At 60.6% G+C, this 17,214-nt stretch carries 19 protein-coding genes; 4 read left to right on the top strand and 15 right to left on the bottom strand.

Annotation, left to right across the window (positions count from 1 at the left end; all coding sequences use genetic code 11):
• The first annotated feature begins 35 nt into the window (after window positions 1–35).
• Window positions 36–512 (top strand): GNAT family N-acetyltransferase, encoded by a 477-nt coding sequence (locus AXW84_RS19945; RefSeq protein ID WP_068239827.1) that lies wholly within the window; start codon window positions 36–38, stop codon window positions 510–512.
• A 1-nt stretch (window position 513) separates the two neighbouring features.
• On the opposite strand, the gene AXW84_RS19950 is transcribed toward AXW84_RS19945, so the two are convergent.
• The 8 genes from AXW84_RS19950 to AXW84_RS19985 form a co-directional block, all read right to left on the bottom strand.
• On the bottom strand, window positions 514–954 hold the full coding sequence (locus tag AXW84_RS19950; protein ID WP_068237467.1) for an SRPBCC family protein: 441 nt from the start codon (window positions 952–954) through the stop codon (window positions 514–516).
• 46 nt (window positions 955–1,000) lie between these two features.
• A complete protein-coding gene (locus tag AXW84_RS26320) occupies window positions 1,001–2,542 on the bottom strand; it encodes a carboxypeptidase regulatory-like domain-containing protein (RefSeq protein ID WP_068237470.1) in 1,542 nt (513 codons plus the stop codon).
• 25 nt (window positions 2,543–2,567) lie between these two features.
• Window positions 2,568–2,930, bottom strand: a complete 363-nt coding sequence (csgH, locus tag AXW84_RS19960; protein WP_157887140.1) for a curli-like amyloid fiber formation chaperone CsgH — start codon at window positions 2,928–2,930, stop codon at window positions 2,568–2,570.
• Window positions 2,931–3,101: 171 nt separating this feature from the next.
• Window positions 3,102–3,749, bottom strand: coding sequence for a hypothetical protein (locus AXW84_RS19965; protein ID WP_068237477.1), 648 nt, complete (start codon window positions 3,747–3,749; stop codon window positions 3,102–3,104).
• A 126-nt stretch (window positions 3,750–3,875) separates the two neighbouring features.
• Entirely contained in the window at window positions 3,876–4,889 is a 1,014-nt protein-coding gene (locus AXW84_RS19970; protein ID WP_068237479.1) for a hypothetical protein, read from the bottom strand.
• Window positions 4,890–5,108: 219 nt separating this feature from the next.
• Window positions 5,109–6,521, bottom strand: a complete 1,413-nt coding sequence (locus AXW84_RS19975; RefSeq protein ID WP_068237482.1) for a CsgG/HfaB family protein — start codon at window positions 6,519–6,521, stop codon at window positions 5,109–5,111.
• Between the two features lie 87 nt (window positions 6,522–6,608).
• Window positions 6,609–7,031, bottom strand: coding sequence for a curli production assembly/transport component CsgF (locus tag AXW84_RS19980; RefSeq protein WP_068237484.1), 423 nt, complete (start codon window positions 7,029–7,031; stop codon window positions 6,609–6,611).
• Window positions 7,032–7,108: 77 nt separating this feature from the next.
• Window positions 7,109–7,645 (bottom strand): CsgE family curli-type amyloid fiber assembly protein, encoded by a 537-nt coding sequence (locus AXW84_RS19985; protein WP_157887141.1) that lies wholly within the window; start codon window positions 7,643–7,645, stop codon window positions 7,109–7,111.
• 236 nt (window positions 7,646–7,881) lie between these two features.
• Between AXW84_RS19985 and AXW84_RS19990 the strand changes: the two genes are divergently transcribed.
• Window positions 7,882–8,955 (top strand): aminotransferase class I/II-fold pyridoxal phosphate-dependent enzyme, encoded by a 1,074-nt coding sequence (locus AXW84_RS19990; RefSeq protein WP_068237488.1) that lies wholly within the window; start codon window positions 7,882–7,884, stop codon window positions 8,953–8,955.
• Between the two features lie 18 nt (window positions 8,956–8,973).
• Here AXW84_RS19990 and AXW84_RS19995 read toward each other — a convergent pair whose 3' ends face one another.
• The 4 genes from AXW84_RS19995 to AXW84_RS20005 form a co-directional block, all read right to left on the bottom strand.
• A complete protein-coding gene (locus AXW84_RS19995; RefSeq protein WP_068237490.1) occupies window positions 8,974–10,095 on the bottom strand; it encodes a putative sensor domain DACNV-containing protein in 1,122 nt (373 codons plus the stop codon).
• 84 nt (window positions 10,096–10,179) lie between these two features.
• Window positions 10,180–10,545, bottom strand: a complete 366-nt coding sequence (locus tag AXW84_RS20000; protein ID WP_068237498.1) for a hypothetical protein — start codon at window positions 10,543–10,545, stop codon at window positions 10,180–10,182.
• Between the two features lie 18 nt (window positions 10,546–10,563).
• Window positions 10,564–10,770 (bottom strand): hypothetical protein, encoded by a 207-nt coding sequence (locus AXW84_RS25220; RefSeq protein WP_157887143.1) that lies wholly within the window; start codon window positions 10,768–10,770, stop codon window positions 10,564–10,566.
• On the bottom strand, window positions 10,767–11,483 hold the full coding sequence (locus AXW84_RS20005) for an AAA family ATPase (protein ID WP_082774006.1): 717 nt from the start codon (window positions 11,481–11,483) through the stop codon (window positions 10,767–10,769). Before AXW84_RS20005 ends, AXW84_RS25220 begins: the two co-directional genes overlap by 4 nt.
• 46 nt (window positions 11,484–11,529) lie before the next feature.
• Between AXW84_RS20005 and AXW84_RS20010 the strand changes: the two genes are divergently transcribed.
• Both AXW84_RS20010 and AXW84_RS23605 read left to right on the top strand, forming a co-directional pair.
• The gene (locus AXW84_RS20010) at window positions 11,530–12,006 is read left to right on the top strand and encodes a transposase family protein (RefSeq protein ID WP_068234664.1); all 477 of its coding nucleotides are present in this window, start codon (window positions 11,530–11,532) and stop codon (window positions 12,004–12,006) included.
• A gap of 32 nt (window positions 12,007–12,038) precedes the next feature.
• Window positions 12,039–12,416, top strand: a complete 378-nt coding sequence (locus tag AXW84_RS23605; protein ID WP_236943361.1) for a transposase family protein — start codon at window positions 12,039–12,041, stop codon at window positions 12,414–12,416.
• 3 nt (window positions 12,417–12,419) lie between these two features.
• Here AXW84_RS23605 and AXW84_RS23610 read toward each other — a convergent pair whose 3' ends face one another.
• From AXW84_RS23610 to AXW84_RS20020, 3 genes are all read right to left on the bottom strand, one after another.
• A complete protein-coding gene (locus tag AXW84_RS23610) occupies window positions 12,420–12,830 on the bottom strand; it encodes an AAA family ATPase (protein ID WP_071892352.1) in 411 nt (136 codons plus the stop codon).
• Between the two features lie 46 nt (window positions 12,831–12,876).
• Complete coding sequence (locus AXW84_RS20015; protein ID WP_068237505.1) at window positions 12,877–15,849, bottom strand: SNF2-related protein; 2,973 nt, start codon at window positions 15,847–15,849, stop codon at window positions 12,877–12,879.
• A 130-nt stretch (window positions 15,850–15,979) separates the two neighbouring features.
• Complete coding sequence (locus tag AXW84_RS20020) at window positions 15,980–17,209, bottom strand: ABC transporter permease (RefSeq protein ID WP_068237508.1); 1,230 nt, start codon at window positions 17,207–17,209, stop codon at window positions 15,980–15,982.
• Window positions 17,210–17,214 lie beyond the last annotated feature (5 nt).

Below are 17,214 nucleotides of genomic sequence, written 5' to 3' on the forward strand. Positions count from 1 at the left end.
TTCCGCTCTTGGTTTCACCGTTCTTGCCCTTTGCCATGCCCGCCCGCGTTGCCATCATCGACTTCGAGCCCGCCCACCAGCCCGCCTTCCGGGCCCTGAACCACGCGTGGATTTCGCGCTACTTCACCCTGGAAGCACCAGACCACCAGGTGCTCGACGAGCCGCAACGCTACGTGCTGGACCCGGGCGGCCACATCCTGATGGCGGTTTACAACGACGAAATCGTGGGCACCTGCGCGCTCATCAAGGAGCACGGCGGCGTGTACGAGCTGGCGAAAATGGCCGTGGCGCCCGCCGCCCAGGGCCTGGGCATCGGCTGGGCCCTGGGGCAAGGCATTCTGCAAAAAGCTCGGCAATTAGGCGCGCACCGCGTCGAATTAATCTCTAATTCGACACTTGTGCCAGCCCTGGCGCTCTACGAAAAGCTCGGTTTCCGGCACGTGCCGCTGGCGCCCACGCCCTACCAGCGCGGCGACGTGCGGATGGTGCTGGACCTGCCCGCCGCCGGCTGAGCTACCGGAACCAGCGCCGGTAAATGGGCTTGCGCCAGGCAAACTGCGCCCACATGGCTGGGTAAATCAGCACGTCCAGGGCCCTAAAAGCGGTACGGTACTCCAGGTTGTCCACGATGACGCTGCCGCCCCGGGGCCCCGGCTCGATGAGGTGGCGGTGCTTCCAGTAGCGCAGCGGCGGGGGCAGCAGCTGGCCCTCGTCCACGAAGTAGTGGGTGCCGTCGGGCAGTACCCCGTCGTCGGTGATGAGCGAAGTCCAAGGCAGCTTTTTGATGCCGGTATTCAGCTCAATTTCTACTACGTCGCCGGTGTGGCAGCCGTCGTAGCGCACCAGCTTCAGCTTCGGAAACGGCGGGGCCAGCGCCAAAAACAGCTCGCGGGTGAAGCCCGCCATTACTTGGGCGGGGCCCTGGCCCACGGCAGTACGGAGGATGACGCGCATGGATGTGCTTACGCCGGAGCCCCGGTTTGGTTGGCGGCCGGGGGCCCTAGCGCCAGTCGGGTAGGTTGCCGTCGGCGAAGAGCAGGGCGCGGTTGCGGCCGTCGGGGTCGGTCACCCACACGTCGGGGGCCGAGCGGGTGTCATTGGCCGTGTTCACGAAGTAGAGCCGGAAGCCATCGGGGGCGTAGTGCGGATACAGGTCGTTGGTGCCCAGCTTCTTGCCGCTGCTGCTGGCGCTGCCGCCGCTGCCCGAGAGGTCCACCGCTGCCGAGCCGTCCAGCCGCTGCAAGTAAATGCGTGCGTCGAGCTGCCGGCCGCTGGCATCGTCGAAGCCGGCCGCGTCGTGGGTGTAGGCCACCGTGCGCCCATCGATGCTGAAAACGGGAGAATCGACGCGGCCGGGCAAGTTTCCTACCAGCGGTGCAAGGCCGCTGCCATCGGCGTTGCCGAGCAAAATTTCCGAGTCGAACACGTTGGGTCCCACGGTTTGCACCGCAATGCGGCCGCCGCCTTGGGCCGTCCAATCGCACTCGCGGAAGTGGCGGCCGGCGGGCGCGGTGGCAATTTGCACCAGGCCCGTGCCGTCGCGGTTCACGCGGTACAACTGGTCGTAGTGGGCGTACAGCAGCTGAGCCCCGTCCGGCGACCAGCAGTAGCCCACGCCGGCGTTGTTGTAGCCCTCGGCCGATAGCGTGGTGATGCGCCGCTTATTCGCGCCGTCGCGCCCCATGGTGTACAGCTGAAATTGCCCCGTGGCGTTGGACGTGTAGGCCACCAAATCGAGGTTGGGGCTGAGCTTAGGGGCCGTTTCCACGAAGGCCGAGCTGGTGAGCTGTACCAGGTTGCCGCCCGTTTCGTTCGACGAATAAACGTCGGCGTTGCCGTTCACGGTGCGCACGAACAGGAAGCGGTTGTCGGGCAGGCCCTTGGTTTGGAAGCTCCACACGGGGCCCCGGGCGGTAGCCCCGCCGGGGTTGCGCACCGTCACCTGCCAGTAGTAGGTGGTGTTGAAGCGCAGGCCCGGGGCCAGCACCGTGGTGTCGCGGGCGTTGCTGAGCAGCGTGCGCTGGTTGAGGTTGTTGCTCTCGTAGAGCACCACGTCGTACTTGAGCGAGTCGCTTTTGAGGGCCCCGGCGGCCGGGTGCCAACTTAACTGCACATCGGCGGGCAGGCCAGTGGCGCCTACCGCGGGCGTGGGCCGCGTGGCCACGCCGGGCGGGGCTGTAGAGGCGGCTTTGTTGAGCAGCAGCACCACTGACTGCGTTTGGCCGTCCGTGATGGTGGCGCTGCCGGTGGTGGCGTCGTAGGTGGCGCGGCGGGCGGCCACGCTCACGGTGCCGGCGGGCACCGATGTGATGACGACCTGGCCCTTGGCATCGGTCACGAACGAACCGGTGGCGGGCGTGGTGCTCACGGCCACGTTGGCCAGCGGCTGGCTGGTGGCGCCGTCGAGCACCGTCACGGTAAGGGCGCCGTAGTAAGCAGGTTCAACTTGGGTGGGCTCGCAGGCGGCCAGCACCAGCAGACAGAAAAGCGCAAGCAAAAAACCGGGGCGGCGGCCCCGCTCAAAGCGTAGTAAAAAGGGCATAAAGCAGAAAAAAGAAGCCGCGGACTTAACGAGGGGCGATTTGCACCGCCGAATCCTGCGCCAAGGTATGCCCTTGCAAATCAAACACCCGCAAGTGAATGCGATAAGTGTCCTGGGGGCCAGCGTTCACGCGGGTTTGCGACAGGGAAACTTCCTGCGCCGGGGCCACGTCAAACTCTCCCCGCTGGGTGTTCTGCGAACGGCCGCCGCTGCTTTCCCGCAGCAAGGCCAGCTCGTAGCGGTAGCGGGCGGCGGCGGGCCCCAGGTTACGGCAGTGGCCGGTTACGGTCAGTAAGCCGTCTTGCTGGTGCAGTTCAAGGCGCGCTTGGCACGGAATAATTGTTTCAGGGCGCTGCCAGGCCGCAAGCAAAAGGAATAAAAATATCATGGAACAAAGCGATTAAGATGACGTGAACACTCGGTAATAGGCTATTTTCCAATCAAACGACCTGATGCCCCGCAAGCCCTTGCGAAGCAAATCGGCTTCTGGGCCGTAAACCCGAGAGTGACCGGGTTACGCCAAGGCAGCCGGCCTACTTCGCTGCACGGCGAAGAAAAGTCAGTGCGCTATTTTGCCCTGCTCAATGGTCAGATTGATGCCGTTGCCCCGCATTTCTACCCCGTACCCTTTCGCCTGGGTCGTGGATTCGAGTTGCTTTAGGGTGTTGTTGGTGCCGTACTGCTTGATTTCGTAAGCGCGGTTGCTTTCCTGAATTTTGCTTTCCACGGTGTTGCCCTGGCCGTCCTGGGTCACGTTTACGGTGTTGTTGTCGCCCTTCACCAACCCCGTCAGTTTGTTGGCGGTCCCTTTCTGCATAATGGCAGAGGTATTTCCCTGGCCGTCCTGGGTGAAACTGGTCGTGTTGCCGGTGCCGTTTTGCGAAACGTATGCGCTGTTGGCGCCGGCCTGGGCGAGGCCCACCACATTGGCCGCGCCCACCTGCACCACGTAAGCTTGGTTGCTCAGTGTGGACAGGCTTTGCTGGTCAATGCGCGCGGCGTTGCCCGTGCCGTTTTGCAGCAGCGTGGCGGCGTTTTGCGCGCCACCCAGCGGCGCCCCGTCGCCCGGCAGCCGCTCCAAGCCGATGTCTTCCGCCAGCCGTACCCCGGCTGTAGCGGCTTCGCTGGCCGGGCGCTGCTGGGCCTGCGCCGCGGCTGTGCCGAGCGCCAGAGTTCCGGTGAGAGCAAGTGAAAATATTTGATTCATAAGTAATTATCTTAGGATTAGAAAGATAAGTGCCAGTAGCCAAATGGCCAAGTTCCGAAATTCTCAACTGAGACTTCCGGAACTTGGCGCATATGATTTACTGATTCTAGCCAGTCACTCCGACGCTTAGCGCTGGCTGACGATGGCCGAATTATACGAGCCGCTCTGGGTGGTATAAGCCGCGGAGGCTACGTTGGAAGTGGTACCAATCGCGCCCTGGGTGATTTGGGATGCGTTGCGAACTCCCGTCTGCACTTGCTCGGCATAGCTGTCGTGGCCGCGCTGGTTGATGTCAGTGTCGCCACTGGTACCTGATTGCGTTTGCTTGGCGTAGTTGCGGTCGAAGTCCTCCTGGGGATTGCCAACTGATTGACTGATGCGACCAAAGTTGTCAAAACCGCTCTGTACCTGAATGGCGGTATTGTTCTTTCCACGGGCCCCCTGGCCGATATCAGCGGAGTTATTATTACCGCTCTGCGTCTGCGTGGCTACGTCGGAGTGGCCTTGCTGGGCGATGCGGGCCTTATTGAAGGTGCCGGTCTGAGTTTGCTGGGCGCTGTTGCGGTCGTTGGGGTCGCTGTTATACTGAGACTGCGTGATGCTGGCGGAGTTGTTGTTGCCACCGGTTTGGGTCTGCACGGCGGAGCTGAGCGACGACCCTGCGGCTTGCGTCACGGCAGCCGTATTGGCGTAACCGCCGGCCTGGGTTTGCCGCGACTGATTGCGGTCACCGGCTTGGGTCGAGCGCATTTCGTTGCGCAAATTGCCGCTACCCGACGAGGCGTCCAACGACTGGGTTTGATAGGCGTTGTTGTATGTTCCCGTCTGGTCGATGGCGGCCGAGCTGCCGCCACCGCCGGCAATGGCCGAGCCCGAGCGGTTATCCACTTGGTCTACATTGGCGTAGTTGCCAGTGTTGGACTGCGAAATGTAGGAATCCTGGCTGTAGCTGCCGCGCATCGTATTAAAGGGCACACTGCCATTAGGCACGGTGAAACCGTTTGGCCCATGCGGTGCTACTGGAGCACTTGGGGTAGTTGGGGTGCGGTTGAGCTGGTTAGTGGGGCTCTGGGCATTGGCTACGCCGGCGGTGAGCATGGCCGCGGCCAGCAGCGTGAGGTGTTTATTAATCGTCTTCATTGGGCAAGTAGGTTGGGTAGGGAGTGAGAGGTAATGAGTGGGAATTGGAACAGTGCTCTCTCCGGAAGAACAACACAAAAATAAATTCTATATTTCATATATCAATAGTCGGGTATAAAAATATTTATAATAAATATTTTATTTTTTATAAAACACATTCGATTGCGCAGATTCGCGTGTCTGATATATTAAATATTTTTAAATTTATATTTTTTTATATTATGGCATGGTTTTCGCTGCCCGCAGCGCCCGCGCCCGGCCCAGGTAGAACACTGCCCCCACGCGCCCGGCCCAGTAGTAATCGTTATAGCGGCCGGCCACCACGCCGTCGGCGGTATCGCTGAAGAAGTAGTGATAATCAGCTCCCACGCTCACGCCTAGGCGGGGCGTGAGCAGGAATTCGGCCCCCGCGCCGGCCACCGCGTGGGGCAGGTAGCGGCTGTAGGTACTCAGCTGCTGCCGCACCGTGACGCCCCCGCCCAACAGCGCATAGGGCGTGAATCGGTCGCGCGGGAGCAAGCGCAACAACACCCCAGCCTCGGCGTAGTTGAAAGTGTTGTTGAAGAAGCTGCTACCGGGGCCCGCGGCTAGGCGCAGGCGGCCGGCGTTCAGGAATACGCTGGCCATCTCGCCGGGCTGGTAGCGCAGCGTGGCCTCGGCCCCGAAGGTGGGCACGGGCTGGGTGAAGTCACCCCCGTACTGGGTGGCGGCCCCGGCCAAGCCCAGGGCCCAGGCGGCGCGGCGCGGCGCGGCCTCGCGGCCCAGCACGTCGATGTTCAGGTTTTCACTTTTCTCGCGCAGGTAGGCGGTGCGGCCCGGGCCGTGCAGCTCCGCCGAGTCGCGTGGCAGCCAAAGCCGCTCGTCAAAGCCTTCGTAGACCAAAGCCTGAACGGCTTTCTCGATAGCGTCCTTCACAGCCATCTCGCTGGGCTCGTTGTAGGTAAAGCCGGTTTCGGCTTCGAGCAGGCGCTTAAAAGTGACGAATTGAAACAGATTGGCGTCGACTTGCTGCGAGAGGATGGTTTTAGACGTGTACACGGTTTTGAGCACCTTGCCCGTGTTGGTACTCACGGCGCGCAGGTACACCGTCACGCGGTCTTGCCGGTACTGGCCCGAGGCCCCAGCGCCAAAGTAGCGCAGCCCCGCCCCGCCAGTCAGAATGTTGCTGTCGTAAGAAATAATGCCGCCCTCCAGAATGACGCCCGCGAAGAGCAGCGAGGGCAAATTGGGCTGCTTCTGGCCGGTTTGCTCGGTGTACTCCTGGCGGGTGCTGCGGATGATTTTGCGCTCGTTAAGCAAGTTACCTAGGTTTTCGCGCTCAATCGGGTCGAACCACTGCGACTCCTCCAGCGCTTTAATGAGCACCGTTGTGGCACCCTGCGTTACGGCCGTCGAGAAGCTGGCCCCGTTGGCCTGGGGCTTGTATTGGCCCGTCTGGTCGCGGAATTTGTACACCGCCACCACCGTTTTGCGCAGCGGCGTGGGCAGTTGCCCCCACTGCTCGGGCGTGCGAAGCTCGGCCCCAAGGCGGGCAGCTTGGGGGGCCAGCGGGTGTTGGTACAGGTAGGGGGTGCAGGCGCCCAGCGCCAGTAGCGGCCCGGCCAGCCACCGGCGCCATGAAAGAAGGTGCATAAGGAAAGCAGCAGCTGATGAAAAAAGGGATCCGGCCGGAGCTCCACGTGGGGCCCCGGCCGGCGCATTGCGCCAAGCGCTCCGCTGCTACAGCCCGTTCGGAATGGTGATGGTGGTCTGGTTGCCCGTGGTGGGGTCCGTTATCTGCACGGTGACGCCCCCCGTGCCCGGCGTGATTTGAATCTGGTAGTTGCCCACACTGTAACTGCCGGCCTTGATAGCCCCCTGGCCAAACTGCGACGTAATGAGGCGGCTCGTGAGCTGGCTCAACACCTGCTGGTTGAGGTTAGCCGTGAATTGCGCCAGTGGGTCCGTCACAGCCGTGGAGGTTTGCACAGGGTCTTGGATGCGGTTTTGGGCGGTAGCCGAGGCTTGCAGCCACGAATAGTTGAAAGTGCCGCTGCCCCCAAATGCCGGGTTGATGGGCTCGTAAACAAAGCGTTGGGCCTGGGCAGGCCGGGCCCAGCCGCCCAGAGCAACCAGTAGTACGAACGTAAAGAGTATTTTCATTATCAAGGAATGGGTGGAATTTTGGGAAGCGGGATATAGCAAATGGTTTCGAGCGGGCAGCGGTAAGGGCCCTGAGATCAGTACACTTCGAGAGGGGCGCGCCGGCCCGATTCAAGCTGGCGGCTCACGTTTTGGGCTTCAACTAAGTAGCCCTGGGCGGTTTCAACAGCCCCGGCCACCAACTCCTCCATTTGGTCGAGGCGGGTGGGCAGGGGCGCTTCGAACAGTTCTTGGTCATTGACGGTAAGCACAATGAGCGACGAATTGCCGCGGCCGGGCCGCTCGCCCACCTGCACTGTGAAATCGGCGACGCCGGGCGGGGCTTCGAAGGCGTTGTAGAATAAGTCGTAGAAATCGTGGCCCGGCTTGGTAAGGGCCTGGTCGAGCACCAGGCCAGCCGCCCCGGTACCGGTACGGCGGCGGCTCACCGAGTCGGCCTTGAGCAGCAGGCGCAACGCTTCTTCAACTTGAGCAGGACGCAATGGGGCCGGGCGGGCCGGGGTTTTGCGGGCCGGGGCGGGGCGCTTGGTGGGCTGCGCGTCGGCCCGGCTGGCCAGGGCCCCTAGCGCTACAACCAATAGCCCCCGCCCGGCCAACGCGCGGCACCAAAGCATCCAGCCGGAGGCAAGCGGGGGGCAGTACATAGCAGCGTGGGTGGGACTAAGCGGGAAGGGCAGCTGAGGCGCCGTGGGGCCCTTAATGGGTTCACCAGCAAGCCAACAAATGTATATTCAGATTTTATATATCCAAGAAATAAAACCATTATTTATTTTGTAAATCATATACGGGATTTAGGCAATGGCGCGGGACCTTGGGGCGGTAACTTACCCGCCCATTCCCCGTGGTTTTCATGTTCGACACCGACCACCTTCCCGGCCGCACCTTGCGCACGGCCGCCGGGCGCGAGTACCTGTTTTGCAGCGGCACCGGCTACCTCGGCATGGCTCGCAGCCCTGCCTTCGCCGCCCTATTGGCCGAGGGCTTGGCGCGCTACGGCACCAATTATTCCAGCTCACGCAGGTCGGGTGTGCAGCTGAACATCTTCGCTGAGGCCGAGGCGCACCTGGCCAGTTGGGCAAGCACGGCGGGCGCCCTCACGGTGTCGTCGGGCTACCTGGCGGGGCAAATGGCAGTGGCCGCCCTGGCCGGCGCCGGCCGCTTCGAGTACGCACCCGGCACCCACCCGGCAGCCTGGCTGGCGGGCCAGGCCGCACCGGCACCCCCAGGGCCCCACGCGGCCTGGGCTAGCGGTTTGCTGGCCCGCCTGGCCGCCGGGGCCCCGGGCCCGGTGGTCATCGTCAGCAACTCGCTCGACCCGCTGCGGCTGGAGCCCTACGATTTTGCCTGGGCCGCCCACCTGCCGCCCGGCCGGCCCACCACCCTGTTGCTCGACGATTCGCACGGCCTGGGCCTGACCGGGCGCGCCGGGGCCGGCGTGGCCACGCTGCTGCCGGCGCTGCCGCCCCACGTGCGGCTGGTAGTGGTCGGCTCGCTGGGCAAGGCGCTGGGCGTGCCGGCCGGCGTGGTGCTGGCCGACGCGGCATTTATTACGCAGCTGCGCGGCAGTCCGTTTTTTGGAGCCAGCTCGCCCGCGGTGCCGGCATACTTGTGGGCCTTTTTGGCAGCCGAAGGGGCCGGACTTTACGCCGAGGCGCGGCAGCGGCTGGGGTCCCTAACGGCGCAGTTTGCCGCCGCCGTGGGGCCCCTGGGCCTATTTTGCCACCAGCCGGGCTTCCCTGTGTTTTACACCGAAGCCAACGCGCTGGCCCCGTTTCTGGAGGCGCGCGGCATCCTCATTTCCAGCTTCGCCTACCCCACGCCGGCCGATGCTTGCATCACCCGCGTGGTGCTCAACGCCCTGCACACCGTGGCCGACGTGGCCCTGGTAGCCTCCGCTTGCCAGGCATTTGCCGCAGTGCGCTAGGGGCCCCGGTGGGGTTCCTCACAGCAGCAGCACGTCGATGCGGTGGGCGTGCACTTGCTGGAGGCCTTCGGACCACACAAACACGGTGAAATTGCCGTCCTGCGAGGCCACTAGGGCCAGGGCGTCGTGTTGGTCGTGCACAAACTGGGCGGCGGCCAGGTGGCGGGTGCCGCCATTCTGGGCCGGGTGGGTGCGCAGGGCGGTGCTGCCCAGCACGGGCTCGGTCACGATGAGGTGCTCGACGGGCCGGCTGTGGGCGGCGCGCGTTACCTTGGCACCGAAGGCCAGCAGCTTGTAGTCGCGGCTAATCACGGTGGCCCCGTCAACGGCTGTGAAGCCGCCCACGATTTCGATGGCCCGCAGCGTTGCCTCGGGGCCCTCGGGCCCCGCCTGGGCCAGCGCGGCCGTGATGCCCGGGTAGGCCGGCAGCACCGGGTAGCCCAGCGGCTGCACCACCGAGCCCTGCCACTGCGCCGAGCCGGACGGCACCACCAGCACCAGCCCGCCGCGGCCGTGGGCCCGCATGGCGGAGGCCAGCTCCACCAGCACGTCGATGGTGGTGGCGCCCGCCGGGGCCGGGATGCTGGGCAGCGAGGCCCGTAGCTCCGGGTAGTCGTCCAGGCCCAGGTTTTCTTCGTCCACGATGCGCACCTGGTCGCCGCGCAGCACGGCCACGTTCACGAATTTGCCGAAGCCGTCGGCCCGGCGGTGCTTCACCACCAGCAGGCCCGGCTCCACCACTTCCACCACGAAGCACACCGGCGGGATGCGCGTGGCGGCCCCCCACAGGTACAGGCCATCGTCGTCGTGCCACACGCCCAGGTGCACGCCGGGGTGCTCCACGGCTGGGGCCAACTTAATGAGGGCCTGGGGCGTAAGCCGCGGCCGGTGCCCAAACACCAGGGGCCCCGCGGCATCGGTGGGCGGCAGCAGCGCCAGCGAGATGCGGGGCGGCCGGCCCTCCTCGCGCCGCAGGCTGGCCCAGAACGCCACGTCAATCACCACCTCCATCAGGCCAGCCGGCGGCACTTCGCCGAGCTCGGCCCCCAGTTGGCGGGCCGCCGCTAGGTGCTGCAAAAAATGGTTTTCGAGGGCGGGGGCCACCATGCGGGCGGCCAGGTAAGTAGGTTCGGAAAGCATACAGATAAGCCGGGCCAACGGGGCCCCGGGCAGGCATAGCAACTACGGGGCGAGCCTGGGGTTTGGGCGGGGCCCCTTGGGCAGCTACAGTAGACCCAGGGCCCCCAGGTATTTTTTGACTTGCTGGTGAAACGCCAGGAAGCTCGCAGAACGACTGGCCAGCCACTCGGCGTCCATGCCGATTGCTAACCGTTCCACAATCGGGTTAGAATGTTTAGTTGAGCATTTCCGCGCTTGGTAGACAGCTTCTTTAGCTGCGGGGCGAGGCTGGGTTTCCAGGTTAATATTTTTGGTAGAATCTGGGTTTTCAATCCGCCACTTCAAATACCACAGCCAGTGTTCGATGCATTGCACGGGAATGAGCAGAAGGCCCGATAGGTTGCGGTCGCTCAATCGTTGCTGCATTTCTCGCACGGTGGCGCTAAAGACATCGGGCGCGTGGTCATCCAAATCAAGGCCGATGAAGAATCAGTCGTGCCGAAAAGAGGAAATACCCGTATCGCACGCCTCATCAAACTGCGCTTTCACTCGGCTTTTGGTGCCCCCAACCAGTGGAAAGTTGGCATCCACCTCAAATCGCCAATTCTGCCCAACTGCCAGCGCCACGAGGTAATGGTGTAAAAAAAGTCGTTGCGCATCATCTTCACCAAAAAAGCCATAACGAATAATTTTCATAGCGGCACGCCTCCCAAAAAGCCCGATACCCAGTGTTCGCCTAAGGTATCAGAATAGCGAATTGGTTTTTCAAGCTTAGCATTGGTTTCTTCAATAATATCGCCTGCGTTGCGAATAATTGTCTCCCCATTCTCTCGGTCAAATACCGAAATGCACTCCGGAATGTCCGCGAAATAATCCACTACATACGGACTGTGCGAAGTGAGAATTATTTGAATACCCCGCAACCGCGCCAATTCAAAGATAAAATCCATCACTTCTTTAATGCGCCGGGGATGAATGCCTTTCTCGGGCTCCTCCAGCAGCAGCAGCTTCGGCGGGTCGGGCTGATGCACGATGCAGAGCAGGGCTAGGAAGTAGAGGACACCTTCGGAGACTTCTTCGGCCCAGTAGCCGATGTCGTTTTTATCAAAGAATCTAAGCTTAAATTGTCCTGACTTTTCAGGATCAACGGGTGTTGCGATTGAAGTTAAATTGCCTACGCAATTGGCGAAATCATCTTCCAGCTTACGGAAACGATTTCGAGAACCTTGACTTAGAGCGAACAAAAACGAAATAATATTTGCGCCTTCAGAAGAAAAATGATTTTGTTCAGATAATTCAGCGCTTAATGTAAAATAAATGGGGTCTGGCTTATATAATTGAGTGCCAGAAATTTGATCTTGTACCTGTTTGATTAATAGTTCAAGTGGTTCATTAGATATGCTAACGATTGATTAGCAGCATGTTGATTACATTTGTATTTTCCATCAATCTGTTATGGCTTCCAGCATCTACCACAACGCCCGCACTGAGCGTCAGTACAAAGCAGCCACTGGCTTATCAATAGCTGAGTTTGAGGCATTGTATGAGTTTTTCCAGCAGCTCTACCGTCCTAAAGCTGTGCTAATTCAAGGACCTACTCAGCCAATTTTGACGGATAAAAAGGAAGCACTCTTTTTTATTTTGCATTACTACAAAGCGTATCCAACGTTGCAGAATTTAGGCATGTATTTCGGCATATCAGACGCCGCAGCTAGTCAGTATTTAGAATTGCTCAAACCTTGTTTAAAAACAGCTTTACGCCAACAGCACGTATTAGCAAAACGTCTTTTTACGGGACAGACAAGCTTTGAACAAGTTTTTGCTGGAGTAGAAGATTTATTTATAGATGTAACGGAGGTGCCGATTGAACGCTCTGCTAAGCAAGAGGTTCAGCGAAAGCAGTATAGTGGTAAAAAAAACAGCATACGTTAAAATGGCTGCTAATCTGTGACCGGTTTCGGCGCATTCTCTTCGTTAGTAAAATGTATGAGGGGCACACACATGATTTTACAATATTCAAGGAGATTTTTGCCGGATTTGATTTCTCTTTGTTTCGGGTGCATGTTGATTCTGGCTTTTATGGTTTAGAGCAGTACGTTAATCCACACTTTATTTTTAAGCCGATTAAAGCGTCTAAAACGAAGCCACTCACTTCTCAACAACGACAAATAAACACGCTTTTAGCCAGTGGACGGGTGCGCGTAGAACATGCCATTGCCAAAATAAAAGCTTTTTTTAGTTTACGAATTGAAAATCGCTTAAAGGACAAACGGAAGCTGGATGACGCGATGGCTATTTGTGCCGGATTAGCTAATTTCAAAACGAAGTTAGCTATAGCCTGATTATCAGACGTTAGTATATCTATTAAGCGGTTCTTCGTCATAAGGATCAAAATCAATTTTATGATTTATATAGACACTAGAAAATAACTTTATGTTAGATACTACATTATTTACTCCTAAAGCGCCTATGACGACACTCAATGAATCGGCATTTGATAAATCTTTGAAAATGAATCGGATCGAATCAGTAGATACAGTTTTATTATTTACTCTCGGCAACATGGCTGTGAACTCATTCATTTCCAAATGAAAATCAACTGGATAATTCTCCACAGCGTCTGCCATTAGATTTATCCCCTTCAAAAAATTCGACTTCCCTGAATTATTCGGCCCAATAAATAGATTCACCTGCCCTAGCTTAACCGAAGCGTCGCGGATACTGCGGAAGTTCTGAATGCGGAGGGAAGTAAGCATAGCAGTGACATTAAGCGAAAGACTGTGGCGAAGGTAGGGCCCCAGCCTACCCCAGCAACTCCTCAATATCGGCCCGGGTCAAGGTTTTGATGACTGCTTCGTCGGTGGCAATCAACTCGCTGACCAGGTTGAGTTTGCGCTGTTGCAGGGCCAGGATTTTCTCCTCCACCGTGTGTTGGGTGATGAACTTGTACACAAACACCGGCCGCTGCTGCCCGATGCGGTGGGCCCTGTCGACGGCCTGGGCCTCCACGGCGGGGTTCCACCACGGGTCGAGCAGAAACACGTAGTCGGCGGCCGTGAGGTTGAGGCCCACGCCGCCGGCTTTCAGGCTGATGAGGAAGATTTGCAGCGCGTCGGTTTCCTGGAAGCGGGCCACTTCGGCGGCCCGGTCGCGGGTGTTGCCGTCGAGGTAAGCATAAGGCAGCTGGCGCTCGTCGAGGGCAGCGCGCACCAGGGCTAGGTGCTGCACAAATTGGCTAAACACCAGCACCTTATGCCCTTCGGCCACCACGTTGCGAATCATGCGCAGCACCTCGCGCAGCTTGCCCGACTCGTGGGCGTAGCTGGCGTCGGCCAGGTGCGGGTGGTTGGCCATCTGGCGCAGGCGCGTGAGGCCCTGGAGCAGTAGAAACTGCGTGCTGGCGGGCCCGTGCTCGTCCAGGTTTTGCAGAATTTTGTTGCGGTAAAAGCTCTTGGTTTCTTCGTAGGCCTGGGCCTGCTCCGTCGTCATGTCGCAATAACTGAGCTGCTCGCTTTTAGCCGGCAACTCCTTGGCCACTTGTTCCTTGTGGCGCCGCAAAATAAACGGCTTGATGAGTGCGTGCAAACGGCGCGTGCGGCCCTCGTCGCGGTGCTGCTCGATGGGCTTGAGGAATTCCTTCCGAAAAAACGCCTGCGTGCCCAGCAGTCCGGGGTTGATGAACGACATCTGCGACCACAAATCCATCGTGCTGTTTTCCACCGGCGTGCCCGTGAGGATGAGCCGGTGCTTGGAGCGCAGTTGCCGCACGGCCTGCGAGGTGGTGCTCGACGGGTTTTTGATGGCCTGCGACTCGTCCAGAATTACGTAGTCGAAGCGGTAGCTGGCCAGTAGCTCGGCATCGAGGCGCACGATGCCGTAGCTGGTCAGCACCACGTCGTAGTCGGCAAACTGGGTCACGTCCTTGGTGCGGTACGTGCCCGTGTACACCAGCAGCCGCAGGGCAGGCGTAAATTTCTGTGCCTCATTCAACCAGTTGTACACCAGTGAAGTGGGTAGCGCCAGCAGCGACGCCGCACCCTGCGCCGCCCCGCTTTCGGCCCGCTGCTGCAGCATGGCCAGCGTCTGAATGGTTTTGCCCAAACCCATATCGTCGGCCAGGCAGCCGCCGAAATGGTAGTCCTGCACGAAGCGCAGCCAGTTATAGCCGGCTTTTTGGTAGGGGCGCAGCTCGCCGTGGAAGCCCACGGGCAGCGGGTGGTCCGCCACCTCGGCAAAGTCGCGCAGCTTTTCCAGCTTGCGGCCCAGCGTTACGGTGGCCAGCTCGTTGCTTTGCAAATCGGCCACCAGGGCAAGGTGGTGGCGGCGCAGCGACAGGGTTTCGTCCTGCTCTTCGGCAAAGGCAAACAGCTCCAGGTAGTCGGTAAACCAAGCTTCGGGGATAATTGCCACCTGGCCGTTGGGCAGCCGGAACTCGCGCCGCCGCTGCAAAATGTGCCCCCGCAGCCGGATGAACGGTACCGCAATGTCGCCGAAGTACACCGTGCCGCGCACATCGAACCAGTCGCCGGCTTCCTGAATACCCAGCTCGACGCGCACAGGCCCCAAAAAGTAGGGCTGGCTGGCCCCGGCGGCGGGCTCCACGGCAAAGCCTTCGGCCGCCAGCGATTCCGCGTTGTCGTGCAGCCACTGGAAGGCCTTGGCCCGGTCGAGGGCGGCGTGGCCGTCGGGCAACGCCAGGCCACGGGCGGCCAGCGTGGCCACGGCGGTGCGCTCGTCGTCGGCGTTGCGCAGCAAGCGGTGAAAGGTATAGCTCTCGTCGGCCTGCTCTAGGCGCACGCTCACGCGCTTGCCGGAATCGAAGGGCACCGAGGCGTCGCCGTAGCGGAAGCCCAGCTGGAAGTACAGGCGGTCAGGACTGGGCGCGGCGGCGGACTTGGGCTGGGGCACGCGGCCGCGGCGCGGGGGCCCCGGGGGCCGCTCAGGCACCTCGGGCAGGGCCCCGGCGGGCGGCACATCGCTGAAGGTGAGGCGCGGCCGGGCCCGGTAGCGGTCCGTGACGACGGCAAAGCCCACACCACGGGCGTGCACGTCGAACGCCTCCATGAGCGGGGCCACGAACTTCTGGAAGTAGCTGGCCTCCACCTGCCGGGGCACTACAATAAACTTTTTGTTCAGGAACGGCTGGAGCTTGCGCCCGTCCACGTCGTTGTGAAACGAGTAGATGATGCCGTCGAGCAGCAGCCAGGCCGGCTGCTGGCACACCAGCAGGGCTCCCTTGTACTGGAAGTCCAGCTTCTGGTTTTGGTACTGAATGGTGGGGAAATAGTGCGTGCCATCGTCGTTGCGGCGGAAGTGAAACAGCACCGAGGCCAGCACCGGGGCCAGCGCAATTGCGCGCCAGGTGGGCTCGCCGTCGCGCCCCATGATGAACACCTGCTTGCCGTGCAGGCGGGCCAGCACGGCGGCCATGCGCGTTTGCACGTGGCGCGCCACGGCTTCTTGCAGTGGCTTGTCGCCCTTATCGGGGCTGTAAGTTTTTAGGAAAAAGTCGGCTGCCGCAATCTTGCGGGGCCAGAACTCTTTGATAACCGCTTCTTGCTGAAGCTGGTCGCACAGTTCAATCAACTCAAAGTCAACGGCGTCGAGGCCGCTGGCAAACTCGGGCGCGTTGCGGGCCGATGCCGTTTGGTGCAGCAGCGTCAGCTGGCCCTTGGGGCCACGCTGCACCAAATAGGCCGCAAACAGGTGGCCCAGGAACTCGTGCTCAAAGAGCGAGTAAACAATTTGAAAAGGTTCGGTAGACGATACTTTCATAGGCGGCCACGGGAGGGCGCAAGTTAGGGCCCCGCGTGGATTCTCACCGCATATTTTTTGGACTTTATCGCGTCGAAAAATGTACCAGAGCCCTACTGCGGAGCTTGGGAGGCCTTACGGGCGGTCCGGCCTACAGGTTATCGCGCAACACCAGGCGGCCGGCGTTCAGGGCCGGGCGGATGCTCACGGCGAGCGTGATGAGCACGATGGCCAAGCTCGTGAGCAGAATATCGGAGAGCTTCATCTTCACCGGGTACGCGTCGACGATGCTCGTGGCCATGCCCATACTCACCAGCCCGAAGCGCTGCTGGGCCCAGCAAATGCCCACGCCCAAAACCAGCCCCACCACCGCGCCCACCAGCGCCACAATGGCCCCCACGCCCAGAAAGGTTTTGCGCACAATTTCTTCGGTGGCGCCCATGGCCAGCAGCACGGCAATGTCTTTTTTCTTGTCGATGACCAGCATCGAGAGCGAAAAGAAGATGTTGAGCGAGGCGATGAGCAGGATGAAGGCGAAGGTGATGAACACAAACAGCTTCTCAATTTTGATGGCCTTGAGCAAGCTCACGTGCTGCTCGTCGGAGTCGAGCACCGTGAACCGGGGCCCCAGTTCCTCACGCAAGGTTTGCTTCACGGCCTCCACCTGGAAGCTGTCGCCCACCTTCACGTAGAGGCCCGTGCGGCGATTGCCGTAACCCAGCAGGCGCTGAGCAAAGCGCAGGGGCACAAACACGTAGCTGTCGTCCATGTGCTGCTCGATGAGGAACACGCCCCCGGCCTGCAAATTCTCTTCGTTGAAGGCCTTGCTGGGGTCCAAACTTAGGGTTTTGCCCGCGGTGTTGCGCGGGTACAGCATGTGCATGGGCGTGAGGCCATTTTTGAGCGTGACGCTGAGCTCGTGCTGCACACCGGCCCCGATGAGGGCAAAGTCGATGCTGTCGTGGTAGAGGCGGTGGTCGCCCTCGCGGATGCTGGCGTCGATGCCGCTTTGGCCGAAGTAATTTTCGCTCAGGCCGCGCATCTTTACCACCATCCGGCGGTCGTGGTACTGCAGCAGGGCGTTGTCCTCAATGACTTGCGTGAGCAGGGCCACGCCGGGCGTGGCCTGGATGCGCTGGAGCAGCGGGGCCGTGACGGCGAACGACTTGCCCTTGGTGGCCGTGATGACGAGGTTGGGGTCGGACTTGCCGTAGAGCGTGCGCACCAAGTCTTCGAGCCCGTTGAAGACCGAGAGCACGATGATGAGCGACATGGTGCCCACCGCCACCCCAATCATCGAAATGTTAGAGATAATGGAGATGATGTTGCGCTTTTTCTTCGAGGAGAAGTAGCGCCGGGCAATGAGGAAGGGAACGTTCACGGAGT

Source organism: Hymenobacter sp. PAMC 26628, from assembly GCF_001562275.1.
In the GTDB taxonomy this organism is placed as follows: Bacteria; Bacteroidota; Bacteroidia; order Cytophagales; family Hymenobacteraceae; genus Hymenobacter.